The sequence below is a fragment of the Actinomycetospora sp. genome (assembly GCF_036497245.1).
Classification (GTDB): Bacteria; Actinomycetota; Actinomycetes; order Mycobacteriales; family Pseudonocardiaceae; genus Actinomycetospora.
In genome coordinates, this window is record NZ_DASXJS010000193.1 from 1 (window position 1) to 18614 (window position 18614).

Sequence of the window (18614 nt, forward strand, 5' to 3'; positions counted from 1 at the left end):
ATCCACGTTCACGGGACCGCCACCACCGCCGGCGAACACGTCCCCGGCCTGGTTGATGTCACTGCCACCACCGGCACCGCCGTTGTGCTGATCGGTGATCCGACCGTCCACGTTCACGGGACCGCCACCACCACCGGCGAACACGTCCCCGGCCTGGTTGATGTCGCTACCGCCACCGGCACCGCCGAGGCCGCCGTTGTGCTGGTCGACGATCCGACCATCCACGTTCACGGGACCGCCACCACCACTGGCGAACACATCGCCGGCCTGGTTGATGTCGCTACCGCCACCGGTACCGCCGTTGTGCTGGTCGACGATCCGACCATCCACGTTGACGGGTCCGCGACCGCCGCCGGCGAACACGTCCCCGGCCTGGTTGATGTCGCTGCCGCCGCCGGTACCGCCGTTGTGCTGGTCGGTGATGCGGCCGTCCACGTTGACCCCACGGCCACCTTCACCGGCGAACACGTCGCCGGCCTGGTTGATGTCGCTGCCGCCGCCGGTACCGCCGTTGTGCTGATCGGTGATGCGGCCGTCAACGTTCACGGGTCCGCCACCGCCGCCGGCGAACACATCGCCGGCCTGGTTGATGTCGCTACCGCCGCCGGTACCGCCGTTGTGCTGGTCGACGATCCGACCATCCACGTTCACCGGTCCGCGACCGCCGCCGGCGAACACGTCCCCGGCCTGGTTGATGTCGCTACCCCCGCCGTCGCCACCGTTGTGCTGGTCGACGATCCGACCGTCCACGTTGACCCCACGGCCACCTTCACCGGCGAACACGTCGCCGGCCTGGTTGATGTCGCTACCGCCACCGGCACCGCCGTTGTGCTGATCGACGATGCGCCCGTCGACGTTCACGGGCCCGTCCTGCTCGGTCATGTTCACTCCTTCGTCCCGGATCGGGCCGGGGCATCGCCCGCTGGTGCGCGGTGCGCTCAACCGACCGGAGCTCCTCCGGGCGGCGGGCCGATCTGTTCGTCCCGAGGAGAAGTGTTGGCGCTACGCCGCGGCGAGTCCTGAGTAGCGGACTACTCGGCTTCGGGCCCGCGTACGTCGCGCACTACTCGGAGAGGTCCTTCATTCCCCCGGTGACCACGGTTCCCAGGTCACGACGCCCACTCAGACCGAGCTTGCTGTAGACGACATGCAGCACGTTGTCCACGGTGCGCACCGAGACGACGAGCTGCTCCGCGATCGCGCGGCTGGTCATGCCGGAGGCGGCGAGGGCGGCGATCTCGTGCTCGCGGCGTGTCAGTTCGGACGGGGAGTCGAGGTCGGCGATCGCGGGCGTCCGCGCGCCCTCGCACTTCTGGGCCCACTGCCGGGCGCGCAGGGCGCTCGCGTTCCCGGCGCCGCGTCCCCCGTGGGCGCGGTGGAAGGTGCTCGCCTGCGCAGCGGCCTCCGCGGCGAAGAGGTGTGCTCCGAGGCCGGCGAAGCGATCGGCCACGTCGTCCAGCGCGGCGGCGTCGCCGGCGGCGTAGGCCCGGGCGTGGTCGACGAAGGTGCCGGAGATCAGGCCGTCCGCCTCGGCCGCGGCCGACTCGAGACGAGCCGAGACGGGCACCGTCGTCCCCAGGCGCACCGCCGTGTGCAGCGCCACGAGATGGACCGGCAGCAGGCCGTCGCGCTCGGCGTGGTCGGCGGCGGCGAGACAGGCACGCTCGGCCTCCGCGATCCGGCCGCCCGCGACCGCCGTCCAGACCGGCGCGAGCCCGGCCCACGGCGCGTAGGCGTTGCCGCCCTCGCTGAGCACCCGTTGCAGCTGGCGCGAGGCGTTGGGAACGACCTCGAGATCATTGGTGACCACCGCAGATTGGATGATCTCGGACCACAGCACCGCGAGCAGCGGGAGCTCGTCGGGGCGCGTTCCCGCCGTGGCGTCGCGCAGCCAGCGCAGGGAGGTACGCATCGTGCCCCGCAGCCCCGCCGTGACACCGAGCCAGCCGGCGTAGAGGGCCTTCGCGGTCGACTGCCCGTCCGCGACGGCACGCCGGTACCCCTGCTGGGCGAGGCGCTCGGCCTCGTCGAGTCGACCGGTGAAGACGTGTGCCTCGCAGCGGCCCGCGTCCAGCTGCAGGTGCGCCCACTCGGCCGTGAGCACGAGCGGGGACGGCGAGGCCTCGATCGCCTCGTCGGCCCGGTCCGCGACGCGCGCGGTCACGTCGTAGCGGCCGGTCCGCCGCAGGGCGGCCGTCGCGACGGCGAGCGCCTGGAGCCTGGTGGCGTCGACGACGCCGTCGGGTCGGCGCACGGTCTCAGCGAGCTCCAGCGTCTGCTTCGCGCCGTCGTACGGGGCGGACAGGGCCGCCTCGAGCGTCGCGAGCTCCGGCGTGCTCGACGCGAGCTCGGGCCCGAGGTCCCGCAGCACGGTGGTGGCCCGCGCCGGTCGTCCCAGACCCCAGTACAGATTCGTCACGCGCGTGACGGCCAGCTGGGTGCGATGGTCCGGTTCGTCCTCGCGGAACCATAGGCCGGCGAACAGCTCCTCCGCCTCGGCCGAGCGCCCCAGACCGATCAGCACCTGCCCGAGCACCACCGAGGCCGCGTAACCGCCGCCCTGCTCGACCGCGGCGCGCGCCAACCGTTCGGCCGCGCCGTAGTCGACCTTCATCGTGCTCTCGGCGGCCACCCGCAGCATCTCGGCGTCGGTGGGCAGGCCGGCGGCGAGACGCCAGGTCACGGCGCGGAGCCGATCACCGGACCGACGGACGCCCGCGGCCTCGAGGGACTCGGCGAGCTGTCGGTAGATGGTCTTCTCACGACGGGGCGAGGTGCGCTGGCGCAGCACCTCGCCGTAGAGCGGGTGGGCCAGCCGGAGCTCGACCCGCCGATCCAGACGCTCCGAGACGATGAGCCCCTTCCGCTCCACGGCGGCCAGGGCGTCGGCGTCCACGATCCGCTCAGGGGTGTCCACCCCGAGGGGCTCGCCGAACGCCAGCAGCTCGAGGACGGCTTGCTCGTCCACCTCGAGGGACCCCATGCGGGCGTCGATGAGCTCGGTCAACCGGGGCGAGGGCACCAGCGGTCCGTTCCACCGCCAGACGTCGTCGTCGACGGCGAGGGCGCCGCTGGCGAACCCACCCTCGACCAGCTCGCGCAGGAACAGCATGTTCCCCAGGCTGAGCTCCCAGAGGTGGTGGAGGGTGGCACCGTCGACCTGCCCGCCGAGCACCTGACGAACGAGGTCGTCCGACTGTCCGCGCGCGAGACCGTGGATGTCGATGCGCTCGGCGAGACCTTCCTTCCACAGCGCGAAGATCGGATCGGGGACCGTCACCCCGGTTCGCGCGGTCACCACGACGGTCGCCGCACCCGTGACGGCCAGCTGATGGACGAGCGCCGCCGACGTCGCGTCGAGCAGGTGGGCGTCGTCGACCCCGAGGAGGAGGCGTCGGCCGCCGGCCTGCTCGACGAGGTGGCGTGCCGCCTTCGGCAGGAGATGGCCGGCGTGCGAGCCGGGCCCGTCCCAGTTGGCGAGCAGCTGGCCCATCGCGCCGAGCGGGATGCCGGACGCGGAGCGGGTCGCCATGACCCACCGCACCGCCGCACCCCCGGCCTCGGCCCGGTCGGCGACGGCACGAGCGAGCCTCGTCTTGCCGACGCCGGCCGGCCCGACGAGGACGACACCGGTCAGGTGCGCGTCGTCGAGCGCCTTGCGGACCGCCGCCAGTTCGCGCTCGCGCCCGACGAACGGCCAATGACGAGCCATCCTGCTCCCCTCACGTGCCGTGGCCGGGAGCGCGACACGCCGGCCTGCGGTGCCGAGCCGGAAGCCGGTACGACCGGTTCCGAACAACCTGCGGGACTCACCGTGGCCCTCCGGGAAGTGGGAGTCGACAGTAGTCGACTACGCAAAAATGCTCATGGCGCCCGGAAAAGGGTCCAGCGCTGGGGCAATTGATACGATTAGTCCGAATTATCGCTTTTCCGCACCGGGCGCGAGGGCCGAGTAGTGCCGCGTCCCGAACCGAGTAGCGATTACTCAGGTGGTGCGCGGAGCACGCTCCGACAATGGACGGGCAGCCGCCTGCGGCCTCGGGAGGACCCATGCTCCGCTCGCCCATCGTCACACTGGTCGCTGTCGTCGTCCTCGGAATCGTGCTGATCGGCGTGGACATGGCCGTGCAGCGCCCGGCCCCCGCCCCCGCGGCAGCGGCCCCGCTGCCGGCCGCCGCGGCGGCCACCGCCCCGGCTCCGCCTCCCGCCACGTTCCCGGCCCGAGCGCGCTACGTCGGCGACGTGACCTCGGAAGGCGACACCATCCCCATCGCGGTCACGGTGGCCGATGGTCACGCCAAGGCCTACGTCTGCGACGGGCAGCACGTGGAGGCCTGGCTGCAGGGCACCGCGAGCGCCGACTCGCTCGACGCCTCCGGCCGGAAGGGCAACCACCTCACCGGCCACCTCGAGGGCGACCGGCTCACCGGCACCGTCCATCTCGTCGGGCGCCCGGACGCACCGTTCACGGCTTCCCCCTCGAGCGGCTCCCGGGCAGGGATCTACTGGCAGAGCAGCTCGGGTCGCACCACCGGCTGGATCGTGCGCGGCGACGGCGGCCAGGTCGGGCTGAGCCACGACGGGAGCGGAGCCGTCGCCCCGCCGCCTCCGCTGCCGGCCGAGGGTCCGCTCCCGGCCGGCGTGGCCCCGGTCGAGGGCACGACCGACGTGCTCTCGGCGTCGTGAGCACCCAGGACCGGGGAGCGCCCGCATGAGCAGCACGGAACGCGGCCGGGCGGAGACCCCCATCGACGACGGCGACGCCGACACCGGTCCGATCGGCCCGTTCCCCGTCGCGCGCGCCACCGGACGATCCCCGATCCCGGCGCTCGCTGTCCCCGTCCTCGGCGGGTTCGCCCTCGCGGTGCTTCTCGGCGTGTACGGCCGGCTGCATGAGCCGGGTGCGGTGGCGGTCGACATCGCCGGCTTCTCCGGACCCGCCTACGTCAAAGCGTGGCTGACGACGGTCGCGACCCTCCTCGCCGTCGTCCAACTGGTGTCGGCGCTGAACATGTACGGCCGGATCGGGCACGCGTCCCCGTCGTGGGTGCCCGCCGTGCACCGCTGGACGGGGCGGCTGGCCGTCCTGGTGACGGTGCCGGTGGTCGTCCACTGCCTCTACGCCTTCGGGTTCGAGTACGACAGCCCCCGGGTGCTCGTGCACTCGCTCGCCGGCTGCCTGTTCTACGGCGCCTTCGCCACGAAGATGCTCAGCCTGCCTCGACGCGACCTGCCGGGGTGGACGCTCCCGGTCGTCGGTGGGGTCGTCTTCTCGGCCCTGGTGGCCCTGTGGCTGACGGCCGCTCTCTGGCTGTTCACGACCCGGGGGCTGCACCTGTGACGGGCACCCCGGAGCTCGGCAGACGGACGGTCCTCCTCGTCGGCTGTGTCGGGCTGGCCACGTGCGGCCTGGCGGCCTGCGCCGAGTACAGCTCCGGCGGACCCACGAGCACCGCACCGCCCCCGGCCGGGCCGACCGGCGTCACCGTGGCCTCGGTCCCGGTCGGAGGCGGCGTGGTCCTGGACGACCGTGGCGTCGTCGTCACCCAGCCCGTCGCCGGGACGTTCGCCGCCTTCGGCACGACGTGCCCCCACCAGGGCTGCTCGGTGAACGCCGTCGCGGACGGCACGATCAACTGCCCCTGCCACGGCAGCCGGTTCCACATCGCCGACGGCAGCGTCGCGCAGGGACCCGCCGAGCGGGGTCTCACGCCGCGGGAGGTCCGGGTGGCCGACGGCCGGGTGGACGTGCCCTGACCTCGACGGGACGCTAGCGGGAGACGGCCCCCGACCGCGATCCGGTCGCCGACGCCGCGGCGAGATCCTGGTAGTCCTCCCGGCGCGACAGCGTCGCCGGCACCCGCGGTGGGCGCACCAGCGCGACCACGACGAACGCGAGCAGTGAGGCCCCCAGCCCGAGGAAGGTCGGGTAGCCGTCGAAGTCCTTGGTGATCAGCGAGTTGGGGATGTAGAGCAGCGTGTTGTCCGAGCCGAAGATCGTCGGCGTCAGCACGAACAACGTCAGCCGCACCGCCAGCCCGACGACGATGGCCGCCACCGCGGCCGCCCGGGTCGCCCGCGTCGGCCACCAGTGGCCCATCACGAACGGCACGAGGAGGCAGGCCAGCAGCAGGTCGAAGGCCAGGGTCAGCAGGATCCCGGTCTGCGGCACCCGCAGGGCGATGAGGATCGAGATCAGGACCATCGGCAGCATCGTCCACCGGACGGCGCGCAGCAGCGGGTCGGTCCCGCTCGGGCCCGTGCCGATGCTCGGGTCCCGCATGCCCCGGATGTTGCGCACCGCCACCGACGCCGTCCCGAGGATGACCCCGTTCGCCGTCGAGCACGAGGCGGCGACGATCGCGGAGAGCACCAGGATCGCGAGCCAGGCGGGCGCGAACTGCCCGAGCAGCGTGAACAGGATCGGCGTCTGGGCGTCCGGCCCGAGCACCGATCCCACCGCGACCGCGACGAGCGCGTAGCAGACCCCGACGGCGGCGGTGAGGACGGCGCCGGTGAGGCAGGCGTTGCGGGCCGTCGCGGGCGAGCGCGCGGAGAAGATCCGTTGCATGAAGTCGATGGCCACGATGTCGCCGATGCCCAGCGAGATCAGGGTCGCCCAGTTGATCGGGGCACCCCCGGCGGCGGTGGTGAGCTGCTCGAAGTCGAACGGCCCGGTGCCGGGGGCCGCAGAGAGACCGAAGTGCAGCCCGGTCCAGATCAGCAGCGAGACCGACCCGATCGCGGTGATCACCATCTGGACCAGCGCGGTGTAGGCGTCGGAGAACATGCCGCCGGTGATCGTGTACGCGAGGACGACCGCGACGATGATCAGCACTCCGACCGTGTAGCTCGTGCCGAGGAAGCGCTCGAACAGGTAGCCGCCCGCCACGAGGTTGCCGGCCAGCAGGATGGCGAACCCCGCGATCATGAGGATCGACGCGGTGACCTCGACGCCCCGTCCGTAGATCTGCCGGTAGAAGTCGGGCAGCGTGAACAGGCCCATCCGGTTCATCCGGGCGGCGAACAGCAGGCCGGTCAGCAGCAGGCACAGCGAGAGGCCCAGCGGCAGGCTCGCCCCGGCCCAGAACCCGAGCGAGAAGCTCAGGTCCATGTTGCCGAGCGTGGCGTTCGAGTCCACGGCCTGACCCATGAGCCCGGCCGCGGAGAGCGGCAGGATGAGCGACCGCCCGGCGACGAGGAAGTTGGTCGAGTCGCCGTCGACGCGGCGCGCGAAGAAGAGTCCGACGGCGACGACGAGGATCACGCCGACCGCGACACCGATGATGATCATGAGGTGGCCTTCCTCGGCAGATGACCCGAGCGCACCAGGCACCCGAGGGCGTCGACGATCACGCGGGTCGCCATGAGTGAGGTGATCTCGGCGTTGTCGTAGGGCGGCGAGCACTCCACGATCTCGATGCCGGCCAGCGGCGCCGCGTCGCAGAGCAACTGGATGAACTTCAGGACCTCGCGGGGCAGGAACCCGCCGGGTTCCGGCCAGCCGGTGCCGGGGACGAACGCCGCGTCGAGACAGTCGATGTCGAACGAGAGCCAGACGGCGTCGGCGCCGTCCCACGCCACCTCGAGAGCGCGCTGGGCGGCCGCCTCGATCCCCATCTCGACGCAGTCCGTGACCGTCATGATCGTCGTTCCGCGGTCGCGCCCGACCTCGACGCCGGGGCGGGGGGCCTGCCAGCCGCCGATGCCGATTTGGACGAGGTTCTCGGGCGGCACGTTCGGCAGGTCCGTGGCGTGGAACCACGGGGTGGTGTGCATCCGCTCGTCGAGGTCGGTCTCCTGGGTGTCGACGTGGCGGTCGAAATGGATGATCCCGAGCTTGCCGTCGCCCAGGTTCTCGGCGACGCCGCGGCTGGTCGGGTAGCCGATGGAGTGGTCGCCGCCGAGCACCACGGGGAAGGCACCGGACGCGTAGACGTGGCTGACGGCCTTCGTGATCTGGTCGAAGGTCTTCTCGATGTTGGCCGGGATCGTGAAGATGTCCCCGAGGTCGCACATGGTGATCGACTCGCGGAGGTCGACACCCAGCTCGAACGAGTACGTCCCGTAGAGCAGCGAGATGTCCCGGATGCCCTTCGGCCCGAACCTCGTGCCGGGCCGGTAGGTGGTGCCGCCGTCGAACGGGGCGCCGAGGATCGCGACGTCGTACTCGCCGCAGCGGCGGACGTCCTCGACGTACGGGGACTTCATGAACGTCGGGATGCCGGCGAAGTGCGGCAGCTCGCCGCGGGAGAACGTCGGGATGGTGCGGTCGACGATCGAGTCGGCCGCCGGGAGGCCCAGCTCCAGGCCGCGGGCGATCTCGGCCTCGTGGGCGGCGTGGGGCAGGGTGCGCTCGATCTCCACGGCCCGGGCGGCCTCGGGGCCGTGGCGGGGCGCCTTGCGCGGTGGGCCGGCGTGCGGCACGGGCAGGTCGGGGCGAATGCGCATGGGCGGTCTCCGGGGACGATCCGACTGGTCGTCTCCCGGGCTTTTGTCCCGCCGTGGAGCGCGGACTCCGTCCGCGCCTGCCCCTCTCGGTCGCGGACCGCCTCGATCTCGAGGCGCGGAACCCTAGGGGCGCCCCACGGCGTCGTGGGTCGCGTACAAGTGCACGCCGGTCCGATGACCGGCGTGACACCTCGGGGTCACGGCCTCGTTGCGGCCCATGACGTCCGTGTTTCGGCGCTAGACCTCGGTCTTGAGGATGCAGATCGCCAGGTGGGCGGCCTCCACGGCCTCCCGGGTCTCGGCGGCGGCCGCGGCATCGGCGCCCACGGCGACCCGGGCGCTGTCGGCGGCCTGCTCGACCTCGAGCACACCGTCGCGCTCGGCGCCGTCGGTCGCGGCGCAGGCCTTGGCGGCCTTGGTGTCGAACTCGCGCACGACGGCGACGGTGACGGCGGAGGCGCGGCGGTCGCCCTGCGCCGCCGCGAGGGCCTCGGCACTGCGGGCGCGGACCTCGTCGAGGCGCGCGCGGATGTCGACGGTGGTGAGCACGAGATCTCCTCGGGTGGTGGTCCGCAACCGTGTCCGTCGAGTACAGGACACCCGGGACGCCCCGGACAGATCGGGAACTACGTACATCCCGACGGCGTCCGCGTCACCACCGGGTTCCGCGGGCTCGCCGCGACCTCGCCGGGCTCGGTACCGGGGACGAAGAGCCGCCAGTCCCCGCTGACCATCGTCGGCCGGTCGATCACGCGGGCGCCGTCGGCGTAGTAGGTCGCGCCGAGCACCATCCGCGCCCGCGTGGTGGCGTTGGCGCCCGCGGTGTGGAAGCACAGGGTCGAGTGGAAGCTGACGTCGCCGAGCGCGAAGGGCTCGTCGTGCACCTTCACCCCGGCGACGCGGAGGGCCTCGGAGACGCGACGGTCGTAGGACGTGCCGACCTTGTCGAACGGCAGATCGGCGACGAGTCGCCAGGTGTCCATGCCGCGGGCGAACGACAGCGGGCCCATCGCGGCGGGCACCGGTTGCAGCGGCATCCACGTCGAGATCACGTCGTGGGAGTCCAGGGGGAAGTGGTGGGCGTCGTGGTGCCAGGGCGTGCGTCCCGCGCCGGGCTCCTTGCACAGCGCGCTGTCGTGATAGAGCCGGAGGATCTCGACCTCGAGCAGCGCCGCGGCGATACCGGCGACGCGCGGAGACAGCACCGCGGCCCGCACCAGCGGGTCGTCGAGCCAGAGCATCTCCCGGGCCCGCAGGCCCGCGGCGGCTCCGGGCCCACCGAGCAGGTCGGCCAGACGTCGGCGCAGCGCCTCCGCCGCGCCCGGGGAGACGACGCGGGGCAGCACGACGAAGCCGTCGGCCGCGAACGCCTCGACCGCGCCCGACGGGAGCTCGTAGGGGACCCCGAGCTCCGCCACGACGGCGTCGTCGTCGGGCAGCGGGCCCGGATCGGGGACCGGGACCTCCATGAGGCCGACCGCCTCGTCGGGGTTCTCGGCGAGGGACATGTACCAGTCCCACCACTGCTCGTTGTCGCCGTCCCAGGCGGGGGCCACGTCGTCGGCCCCACCGACGGCCGTGGCGGCGCTGAGGTGGCGGTTCACGCGGCGACCTCCCACGTGATCACGTCGACGACCTGCGAGAACCGGTACCCGTCGCCGTCGAGGCAGCCCGCCAGGTACGCCCCGACCGCCCCCTCGGACTCCATCCGCTCCAGGGACACCGAGTCGTCGAAGACGCAGCGCTGCAGGAAGCCCTCGACCACGGCGCGGTCGGCGTGCCCGACCTCGTAGCGCAGCGTCGCGACCGCCGGGACGACGCTGGCCGACGCGAGGGCCTCCCGGACCTGCCCCGCGCCGGTGAAGGGCACCGCGGCGGGGGCGAACGTCGTCCGGAAGGCCCCGGCGAAGCGCAGGTAGTGCGACGCGGCCGTCGCGTGGACGATCGCGCCGAAACCGCCCGGGCGCAGCGCGGCGACCATCCGGGCGGTTGCGGCGCCGATCTCGTCGGGCGGGATCGCGTAGAGGGCGTGCGTGGCCCAGGCGACGTCGAAGCCACCGACCCCGGTGGGCAGATCCTGGATGCGGGCCTCGTGCTCCGCGCGCACGCCGAAGGGCGCGTCCAGCACGGAGCGGGCCTCGGCGATCGAGAACGGCGAGGGGTCGAGCAGGTCGATCTCGACCCGGGTCCCGCCCACGGCGTCGGCGAGTCCCCGCCGGGTGAGCTCGGCCGGGAACTTGCCGCTGCCGCAGGCGACGTCGAGGACCCGCACGCGACCCTCGGCGGCGTGGCCACGCAGGTCCGCCGCCCAGTCGCGGGCGGCCACCATCTGCCGGTAGTCCTCGATCGCGAGGGCGTAGAACGCCTCCATGCCCGCCCGGCCGTCCTCCGCCCAGTGGGCGAGGCTGCGCTGCTCGGTCGTGCCCTGCTGGGACATGGTGCGGTCCTCCGTGCCCGGCCGCGACGGCCGGCGTGCTGGCGAGGGCACCGGGGTCCGGGGTGCGCACCCGCCGGTCGGACCTGGGGACGGGGCCGGCTCGGACGGGACTCGCCACGACACAACCACGCGCCGTCCCGCCCGGCAGGATGGGAAGCCGGGCGTCGATCAGGCCGATGCGTCCCGGCGGGCCACGCGATCTCCCCGGAGGCGACGGATCAGGGGCTCGATCACTGCGTCGGCGAGCAGGATGAAGAACGCCCACGGCCCGACCGACGGGATGGCCAGCACCACCACCAGGGCGATGACGATCGTCGTCGTGGAGGCCAGCGAGCCGACGACGAAGCTCTCGGGCACGCCGTCGTCGTTCCCGTCCGCCACCGCGGTGCGCCGCATCATGACCGTCATCGTGGTGAGCGAGGCACTGCACACCAGGAGCACGGCGAGGTAGAAGGGCACGACGAACATGCGGGTGTTGAACGACGCGATCATCTCGGTGGGGAACGGCAGCACGGCGATCGTGAGCACCCACAGCAGGTTCAGCTGCACCAGCGCACGCGTGAGGCGGTGCTCGAAGCCGAAGAGCCGGTGGTGCGCGGTCCAGAACCGGGCGATCACCGCGAAGCTCAGCAGGAAGCTGCCGATCGGCGCGAGGTTGTTCGTGATCACCGCCTTGGCGGGTTCCCCGGCCCGGGCCGCCTCTGGGACGATGTCGACCAACGGCAGCACCAGCAGCGTGAGCGCGATCGCGACGGCGGCGTCGGTGAAGGCGATCATGCGGTCGGAGGAGGGCAGCCGGTCGTCGTCCCGCCGCAGGATCGACGTCACAGAGCGCCCGCCACGTGGCCGGTCTCGTTGACCGAGCGCACCCGCACCCGGCCGCCCCGGGAGACGAGCACGCGGGAGAGCCCGGCGTGGTCGAGCGGGAACGTCAGCGGGCGGTCGAGCCCGAGCTGGAGCGCCAGGTAGGTGTTGATCACCCCGGCGTGGCAGACGACGAGGACCGACTCGCGCCCGGCGTCGCGGTGACGCCCGACGATCCGCCCGAACGCCCCCCGCACCCGCGCGGTGAAGGCCTCGGCGTCGACGAAGTCCGGGAGGTACCCCTCGGTGATCCGCTGCCAGTCGGGGTCGTCGGAGCCCAGCCGCGCGTGGACCGGCTGGTAGGAGGGCCTGCCCACGTCGAACTCGGCGAGGTCGGGGTCGACGACGGGGTCGAGCCCGAGGGCCCCGGCCGCGGGCGCCGCGGTCTGCTGCGCGCGGCGCATGCCCGAGACGACCACCTCGACGACCTTCTCGCCGGTGAGGTCCGCCGCCCAGGCGCCGAGCGCCTCGGCCTGGGTGTGGCCCTGCGGGGAGAGCTCGGGATCGGCCCCGCCCGCCTGGGCGGACACCGCCAGGGGCTCGCCGTGCCGGACGAGGAGGAGCTGCATCGTCGGCGCGCTCAGCTCGCCGGGACCGACGCGCCGTGCCCGGCCGCGGTGAGGCCCTCACGGATGCGGCGTGCGGCGTCGTCCATCTCCGCCGGGTCGGGGTCGGTGGCGGCCTTCGAGAAGTCGAACGCCTCCAGGCCCCACGCGGGGTGGACGTGGACGTGCAGGTGCGGCACCTCGAAGCCCGCGATCATGAGCGCGACCCGCGGCGGTGCCCAGAGATCGCGGACCACGGTCCCGATCGTGCGGGCCGTCGCCATTGCGTGCTCGAAGAGCCCGGTTGGCGCATCGATCCACTGGTCAACCTCCTCGCGGGGCACCACGAGGGTGTGCCCCGGACCGAGTGGGTTGATCGAGAGGAACCCCACCACCTGGTCGTCGGACCAGACGAAACGCCCGGGGATCTCGCCGTTGATGATCTTGGTGAACACCGTCGCCACGCGCGCAGCCTAACGACCCGGGGCGGTCGGTGCGGACACGGAGCGCAGCGGACCGGACCGTCGACGGGGGCCGGTAGCGTGTGCGTCCGCTGGACCGCAGTGCAGACAGGAGAATCGATGCAGCCCTGGCCGGGCACGTCCTACCCCCTCGGCGCCACGTACGACGGCGCCGGGACGAACTTTGCCCTGTTCAGCGAGGTGGCGTCCGCGGTCACGCTCTGCCTCTTCGACGCGGACGGTAGCGAGCACCCTGTCGCCCTCCCCGAGCGCGACGGCTTCGTCTGGCACGGCTACCTGCCCGGCGTGGTGCCCGGTCAGCGCTACGGCTACCGGGTCGACGGCCCCCTCGAGCCCGAGCAGGGCCTGCGCTGCAACCCGCACAAGCTGCTCATCGACCCCTACGCCAAGGCGGTCGACGGCTCGCTGGGCACCGGCTACGCGTGGGACGAGGCGCTGTTCGGCTACCACTTCGCCGACGCCGACGAGGTCAACCACGACGACTCGGCGCAGCACCTGCCCAAGGCCGTCGTCGTGAACCCGTACTTCGACTGGCACGACGACCGCCCGCCCCGCACGCCGTACCACGAGACCGTGATCTACGAGGCCCACGTCAAGGGCCTGACCTATCGCCACCCCGACATCCCCGAGGAGATGCGCGGCACCTACTCGGCGGTGGCGCACCCGGCGACGGTCTCGCACCTGCAGCGGCTCGGGGTCACCGCGATCGAGCTCATGCCGGTGCACCAGTTCGTGCACGACGACGCCCTGATCGAGCGCGGTCTGCGCAACTACTGGGGCTACAACACGATCGCGTTCCTCTCCCCGCACTTCGGATACGCGAGCCCCGGCCCGACCGGCGCCCCGGCGCCAGGCGCGCAGGTGCAGGAGTTCAAGGCGATGGTGCGGGACCTGCACGCCGCGGGCATCGAGGTGATCCTCGACGTCGTCTACAACCACACGGCCGAGGGCAATCACCAGGGCCCCACGCTGTCCATGCGCGGCATCGACAACCAGGCCTACTACCGCCTCGTCGAGGATGACCAGCGGTACTACATGGACTACACCGGCACCGGGAACTCGCTCAACGTCCGGCAGCCCCACACGCTGCAGCTGATCATGGACTCGCTGCGGTACTGGGTCACCGAGATGCACGTCGACGGCTTCCGCTTCGACCTCGCCTCCACGCTGGCGCGGGAGTTCTACGACGTCGACCGGCTGTCCACCTTCTTCGACCTCGTCCAGCAGGACCCGGTGATCTCGCAGGTCAAGCTCATCGCGGAGCCGTGGGACGTCGGCCCCGGCGGGTACCAGGTCGGGAACTTCCCACCCGGGTGGACCGAGTGGAACGGCAAGTACCGCGACACCGTCCGCGACTTCTGGCGCGGCACCCCCGGGACGCTGGGCGAGTTCGGCTCGCGCCTCACCGGATCGAGCGACCTCTACCAGGACGACGGGCGCCGGCCGTACGCATCGATCAACTTCGTCACCGCGCACGACGGGTTCACCCTCGCCGACCTCGTCTCGTACAACGAGAAGCACAACGAGGCCAACGGCGAGGGCGGCCAGGACGGCGCCGACGACAACAACTCCTGGAACTGCGGCGTCGAGGGCCCCACCGACGACGAGGCCGTGGCGGCCCTGCGCCTGCGGCAGCGCCGGAACTTCCTCGCGACGCTGTTCCTCTCCCAGGGCGTGCCGATGCTGTTGCACGGCGACGAGCTGGGCCGCACCCAGGGCGGCAACAACAACGGGTACTGCCAGGACTCCGAGATCTCCTGGATGGAGTGGACCCCGGAGAAGGCCGACTCGGAGCTGATGAGCTACACCTGCGCGGTGGCGGCGCTGCGCGCGGCCCATCCCGTCTTCCGCCGACGCCGCTTCTTCAACGGCCGCACGATCCGGCCTGCGGCCCCGGCCCAGCTCGGCGCCGACGACGACTACCAGCGCGACATCGCCTGGTTCACGTCCTCCGGTGAGGAGATGGGCGACGAGGACTGGGAGGGCAGTGCGGCCTCGGTCGTGACCGTCTTCCTCAACGGCGAGGGCATCGCCGAGTCCGACCAGCGCGGCCAGCGGGTGGTGGACGACTCGTTCCTCCTGATCTTCAACGCCCACTACGAGGACGTCCAGGTGACGCTGCCCGGCGCAGGCCTGCCCGACCGCTGGGGGACGGTGATCGACACGGTCACCGGCACCGTCGTCGTCGGGACCGCCCGGACCTCCGCCGTCACCACGGTGGACGAGCTCCCGGAGAGCCTCGAGACCGTCGGCGGAGGCGACACGCTGTCCGTCACGGCCCGTTCGATGCGCCTCCTGCAGCGCACGGACGCGGCGTCGTGATCCCCGCCTCCACCTACCGGCTGCAGCTCTCCCCCGCCCAGGACCTCGGGGCGGCCGCGGAGCTGGTGCCGTACCTGTCCGACCTCGGGGTCGGCGCGCTCTACTGCTCGCCGCTGCTCCAGCCGGCGCCGGGGTCGACGCACGGGTACGACGTCGTCGACCCGACGCACGTCAACGACGAGCTCGGCGGGGAGCCCGCGCGGGCCGCGCTCGTCGCGGCGCTGCGCGAGGCCGGGATGCGCGCCCTGCTCGACCTGGTTCCCAACCACATGGGCGTCGCCGTGCCCGCGGCCAACCCGTCGTGGTGGTCGCTGCTGCGGGACGGGCGCGGATCGCCGTACGCGTCCTGGTACGACGTCGACCTCTCGGTGCCCGTCCTGATCCCGGTGCTCGGCTCGCCCGAGGACGTCTCCGAGCTGTCGCTGTCCGACGACCGCAGCGAGCTGCGCTACTACGAGCACCGCTTCCCGGTGGCGCCCGGGACCGCCGCGACCGGATCGGCCGCCGAGGTGCACGAGCGGCAGCACTACCGCCTCGTCGGATGGCGGCGCGGCAACGCCGAGCTCACCTACCGGCGGTTCTTCGACGTGTCCGACCTCGCCGCCGTGCGGGTCGACGATCCCGAGGTCTTCGACGCCACCCACGCCGAGGTGCTCCGCTGGGTCGCGGCCGACCCCGACGTGATCAGCGGGCTGCGCATCGACCACCCGGACGGGCTGACCGCACCCGGTGCCTATCTGCGGCGGCTGCGCGCCCGGCTGGCCGAGGCCGGCCTGGGCGAGGAGGCGTGGCTGCTCGTCGAGAAGATCTTCTCGCAGCGCGACGACGGGACGGCGGAGGCCCTGCCCGCGTCCTGGCCCGCGGACGGCACCACCGGCTACGACGCCCTGCGCGAGGTGTGCGGGCTCTTCGTGGATCGGCGCGGGGAGTCGCTCATCGAGCAGGTGGCGGCCGAGCACACCGGGGTCCGCGAACGGCTCTCGGTGGCCGAGCACACCGCGAAGCGGCTGGTCACCGACGAGATCCTGGTGGCCGAGGTGCGGCGGATCGCGGCCCTCGTCCCCGGTGGGGATCCGGCGCAGGAGAGCTCGACCATCGATGCCGTCTCCGAACTGCTGGGCGCCTACCCGGTGTACCGCTCCTATCTGCCCGAGGGCCGGTCCGACCTCGAGCGGGCGGTCGACACCGCGTGCGCGGCACGGCCCGACCTCGCGGACGCGGTGCGGCGGATCCGGGCGGCGATGCTGGCCGAGCCGGACGGCGAGCTCGCGCTCCGGGTCGAGCAGACCAGCGGCATGGTCACCGCCAAGGGCGTCGAGGACACCACGTTCTACCGCTGGAACCGGTTCGTCGCGCTCAACGAGGTCGGCGGGGCACCGGACCGCTTCGGGGTGACGCCCGCGGAGTTCCACGCCGCGTGCGCCCGGCGCGACGCGTCGTCGCCCGGAGCGATGACCACGCTGTCCACGCACGACACCAAGCGCTCCGAGGACGTGCGGGCCCGTCTCGCGGTGCTCTCGGAGCTCACCGCGGAGTGGGGCGCCTTCCTGCGCAAGCTCTCCGCCCGCCATCCGCTGCCGTCGCCGTCGCTGGAGCTGCTGGCCTGGCAGTCCGTGGTGGGCGCGTGGCCGCTCTCGGCGGAGCGGCTCGGCGACTACCTCACGAAGGCGGCCAAGGAGGCCAAGCTCGTCACCTCGCACGTCGACCCCGTCACGGAGGTCGACGAGGCGATCGCCGCGTGGCCGGCGGCGGTGCTCGGCTCCGCGGAGACGGTGGCGGACGTCGAGGCGTTCGTCCGGCTGATCGACCGCTTCGGCCGCTCCAACGCCCTGGGTCAGAAGCTGTTGCAGCTCGCCGGGCCCGGGATCCCGGACGTCTACCAGGGCACCGAGCTCTTCGAGTACTCGCTGGTCGACCCGGACAACCGTCGTCCCGTCGACTTCGCCCGCCGTCGCGACCTGCTGGCCCGGGTCGACGGGGGCTGGCTTCCCGGTCCGGTCGCGGCGACCGACGATCCCGGGTCCGACGACGTCCGCGCGACGAAGCTGCTCGTCACCGCGGCCGCACTGCGCCTGCGGCGGTTCCGGCCCGAGCTGTTCTGGGGCTACGTGCCGGTGCCCGTGTCCGGCCCGGCCGCCGAGCATGCCGTGGCGTTCGCGCGCGGGGGCCCCGCCGGCCGGGAGCGGATGGTGGCCGTGGCGACGCGGCTGCCGGTGGGGCTCGAGGCCGACGGGGGCTGGCGGGACACGGTGCTCCCGCTGCCCGGTGCGGCCTCCGACTGGACCGACATGATCACGGGTACGCCGGTCGAGGGGTCGGCGCCGCGGTTGTCCGAGCTGCTCGCCCGCTACCCGGTGGCGCTGCTCGTGCGTCCGGCCTGATCCGGGTCAGCGGCGCGAGGACCGGGGTTCCAACGGCACGACGCCTCGCTGGGAGCGCCCGGCAGGCGGCATGACCTCGGTGGCTGCCTCGAGGGAATCCTCGCCCGGAGCCCGGTGCCGCCCGCCCGGGCCCGGGCCCGCCGGAGCGGCGACCGGCGCCGGCGCCATGACCTCGGTCGCCGCATCGGGACCGTCCGGTCGGGCGGACGGCCGCGCGATGGGCAGCTCTCCCGTCACCTGGCGGATGGCCTCCTCGGTGACCTTCCCCCGCTCGGCGACCGGCATCGAGCCGCGACGCCGGTCGCGGAGGCGGTACACCAGCGCCACGATGATCGCGATCATCGAGACCAGCGGGATCACCAGCGTCCACCAGGTGGTGCCCCGGGGGATCACGTTGAGCACCGCGTGGACCACGGCCACCGGCCAGCACAGGTACGACGTCCAGTGCACCCAGATCCACACCCGTCGTGAGATCCGCTGCCGGAGCATCGACGTCACGGTGATCGCGATCAGCAGGTCGGTGGCGACGGTGCCGAGCGCGGCGGCGATCGGGTTGAACGGCGCGATCCCGGGCACGAAGACATCGATCACCCGGAGGTGGACGTAGTCGGTGACGATCACCGTGATCACGTGCAGCGCGATGAAGACGAGGCTGATCAGCGACAGGTTGCGGTGCAGCGCCACGAGGACGAAGCGGGGCAGCCCGAGCTCGGCGTTCTTGACCACCGAGGTGTTGTGCAGGATGCCGAGCACCATGACGAGGCTGAACAGCAGCAGGGCCATCGCCCCGAGGGCGCGGGAGAGGAACCAGAGCTGGAGCACGGCGTCAGCGGGTGAACGGCTGGTAGAACAGCGGTCCCTGCTGCGGGCGGACGTACTGGTACTCGAGCGGGGTCACGCGCGGGACGTCGGGAGCGGACGCCGTCGCGGAGATCGCGGCCTGCAGCCCCACCGTGAGGGCCGCGGCGATGGCGGTGATCCACGCGGTCGTCTCGACGATGAGCCGCTTGTTGGTCTCGTGCGCCGCCCGCTTCTTCGCCCCCCGCGCGGACGGGGCAGCCACCGAACCCTCGACCACCACGTCACCTCCCGGCACACCGGTTCCACTCGTCGTCCAGTCTGACGGATGAAG

General features: G+C 72.6%; 16 protein-coding genes, 1 pseudogene and 1 riboswitch. Of the genes and pseudogenes, 5 read left to right on the forward strand and 12 right to left on the reverse strand.

Translation table 11 applies throughout. The features are described 5' to 3' along the window. Together VGI02_RS20105 and VGI02_RS20110 are read right to left on the reverse strand one after the other, a co-directional pair. Positions 1 to 882: pseudogene (locus VGI02_RS20105) on the reverse strand (hypothetical protein); the annotation flags it as partial. A gap of 181 nt (positions 883 to 1063) precedes the next feature. Then, on the reverse strand, positions 1064 to 3712 hold the full coding sequence (locus tag VGI02_RS20110; RefSeq protein ID WP_331630129.1) for a helix-turn-helix transcriptional regulator: 2649 nt from the start codon (positions 3710 to 3712) through the stop codon (positions 1064 to 1066). A 338-nt stretch (positions 3713 to 4050) separates the two neighbouring features. On the opposite strand from VGI02_RS20110, the gene VGI02_RS20115 reads away from it, so the two are divergent. Genes VGI02_RS20115 through VGI02_RS20125 form a run of 3 tightly spaced genes read left to right on the forward strand, consistent with a single transcriptional unit; the run spans position 4051 to position 5757 of the window. Next, complete coding sequence (locus VGI02_RS20115; RefSeq protein WP_331630131.1) at positions 4051 to 4686, forward strand: hypothetical protein; 636 nt, start codon at positions 4051 to 4053, stop codon at positions 4684 to 4686. A gap of 25 nt (positions 4687 to 4711) precedes the next feature. Beyond that, positions 4712 to 5341 carry a DUF6529 family protein gene (locus VGI02_RS20120; protein WP_331630134.1) on the forward strand — a complete coding sequence of 210 codons (630 nt, stop codon included), beginning with the start codon at positions 4712 to 4714 and terminating at the stop codon, positions 5339 to 5341. Beyond that, positions 5338 to 5757, forward strand: a complete 420-nt coding sequence (locus VGI02_RS20125) for a Rieske (2Fe-2S) protein (RefSeq protein ID WP_331630136.1) — start codon at positions 5338 to 5340, stop codon at positions 5755 to 5757. Before VGI02_RS20120 ends, VGI02_RS20125 begins: the two co-directional genes overlap by 4 nt. A gap of 13 nt (positions 5758 to 5770) precedes the next feature. Here VGI02_RS20125 and VGI02_RS20130 read toward each other — a convergent pair whose 3' ends face one another. The 8 genes from VGI02_RS20130 to VGI02_RS20165 form a co-directional block, all read right to left on the reverse strand. After that, on the reverse strand, positions 5771 to 7294 hold the full coding sequence (locus tag VGI02_RS20130; protein ID WP_331630138.1) for a sodium:solute symporter family transporter: 1524 nt from the start codon (positions 7292 to 7294) through the stop codon (positions 5771 to 5773). After that, positions 7291 to 8451, reverse strand: a complete 1161-nt coding sequence (locus VGI02_RS20135) for an agmatinase family protein (protein WP_331630140.1) — start codon at positions 8449 to 8451, stop codon at positions 7291 to 7293. The genes VGI02_RS20130 and VGI02_RS20135 overlap by 4 nt, the downstream gene beginning before the upstream one ends. Before the next feature lie 30 nt (positions 8452 to 8481). Next, positions 8482 to 8589: riboswitch (guanidine-I (ykkC/yxkD leader) on the reverse strand. 99 nt (positions 8590 to 8688) lie between these two features. Next, positions 8689 to 9000, reverse strand: a complete 312-nt coding sequence (locus VGI02_RS20140) for a hypothetical protein (protein WP_331630142.1) — start codon at positions 8998 to 9000, stop codon at positions 8689 to 8691. Between the two features lie 77 nt (positions 9001 to 9077). Further along, positions 9078 to 10055: a phytanoyl-CoA dioxygenase family protein gene (locus VGI02_RS20145; protein ID WP_331630144.1), complete on the reverse strand. Its 978-nt coding sequence runs from the start codon at positions 10053 to 10055 to the stop codon at positions 9078 to 9080. Then, positions 10052 to 10888 (reverse strand): class I SAM-dependent methyltransferase, encoded by an 837-nt coding sequence (locus VGI02_RS20150; RefSeq protein ID WP_331630146.1) that lies wholly within the window; start codon positions 10886 to 10888, stop codon positions 10052 to 10054. The genes VGI02_RS20145 and VGI02_RS20150 overlap by 4 nt, the downstream gene beginning before the upstream one ends. Before the next feature lie 168 nt (positions 10889 to 11056). Beyond that, on the reverse strand, positions 11057 to 11716 hold the full coding sequence (locus VGI02_RS20155) for a TMEM175 family protein (RefSeq protein ID WP_331630148.1): 660 nt from the start codon (positions 11714 to 11716) through the stop codon (positions 11057 to 11059). Then, entirely contained in the window at positions 11713 to 12321 is a 609-nt protein-coding gene (locus VGI02_RS20160; RefSeq protein ID WP_331630150.1) for a histidine phosphatase family protein, read from the reverse strand. Before VGI02_RS20160 ends, VGI02_RS20155 begins: the two co-directional genes overlap by 4 nt. An 11-nt stretch (positions 12322 to 12332) precedes the next feature. Then, complete coding sequence (locus tag VGI02_RS20165; protein ID WP_331630152.1) at positions 12333 to 12761, reverse strand: HIT family protein; 429 nt, start codon at positions 12759 to 12761, stop codon at positions 12333 to 12335. A gap of 117 nt (positions 12762 to 12878) precedes the next feature. Between VGI02_RS20165 and glgX the strand changes: the two genes are divergently transcribed. Both glgX and treY read left to right on the forward strand, forming a co-directional pair. Next, complete coding sequence (glgX, locus tag VGI02_RS20170; RefSeq protein ID WP_331630154.1) at positions 12879 to 15101, forward strand: glycogen debranching protein GlgX; 2223 nt, start codon at positions 12879 to 12881, stop codon at positions 15099 to 15101. Then, positions 15098 to 17482, forward strand: coding sequence for a malto-oligosyltrehalose synthase (treY, locus tag VGI02_RS20175; protein ID WP_331630156.1), 2385 nt, complete (start codon positions 15098 to 15100; stop codon positions 17480 to 17482). The genes glgX and treY overlap by 4 nt, the downstream gene beginning before the upstream one ends. A gap of 6 nt (positions 17483 to 17488) precedes the next feature. On the opposite strand, the gene VGI02_RS20180 is transcribed toward treY, so the two are convergent. Together VGI02_RS20180 and VGI02_RS20185 are read right to left on the reverse strand one after the other, a co-directional pair. Beyond that, entirely contained in the window at positions 17489 to 18304 is an 816-nt protein-coding gene (locus VGI02_RS20180) for a ferric reductase-like transmembrane domain-containing protein (protein WP_331630158.1), read from the reverse strand. A gap of 4 nt (positions 18305 to 18308) precedes the next feature. Further along, positions 18309 to 18563, reverse strand: a complete 255-nt coding sequence (locus tag VGI02_RS20185) for a hypothetical protein (RefSeq protein ID WP_331630160.1) — start codon at positions 18561 to 18563, stop codon at positions 18309 to 18311. Positions 18564 to 18614 lie beyond the last annotated feature (51 nt).

Coding starts and splice junctions, on each gene's coding strand:
- VGI02_RS20110 (WP_331630129.1), bottom strand. CDS start 3,712: ATGGCTCGTCATTGGCCGTTCGTCGGGCGCGAGCGCGAACTGGCGGCG.
- glgX (WP_331630154.1), top strand. CDS start 12,879: ATGCAGCCCTGGCCGGGCACGTCCTACCCCCTCGGCGCCACGTACGAC.
- VGI02_RS20150 (WP_331630146.1), bottom strand. CDS start 10,888: ATGTCCCAGCAGGGCACGACCGAGCAGCGCAGCCTCGCCCACTGGGCG.
- VGI02_RS20120 (WP_331630134.1), top strand. CDS start 4,712: ATGAGCAGCACGGAACGCGGCCGGGCGGAGACCCCCATCGACGACGGC.
- VGI02_RS20115 (WP_331630131.1), top strand. CDS start 4,051: ATGCTCCGCTCGCCCATCGTCACACTGGTCGCTGTCGTCGTCCTCGGA.
- VGI02_RS20130 (WP_331630138.1), bottom strand. CDS start 7,294: ATGATCATCATCGGTGTCGCGGTCGGCGTGATCCTCGTCGTCGCCGTC.
- VGI02_RS20160 (WP_331630150.1), bottom strand. CDS start 12,321: ATGCAGCTCCTCCTCGTCCGGCACGGCGAGCCCCTGGCGGTGTCCGCC.
- VGI02_RS20135 (WP_331630140.1), bottom strand. CDS start 8,451: ATGCGCATTCGCCCCGACCTGCCCGTGCCGCACGCCGGCCCACCGCGC.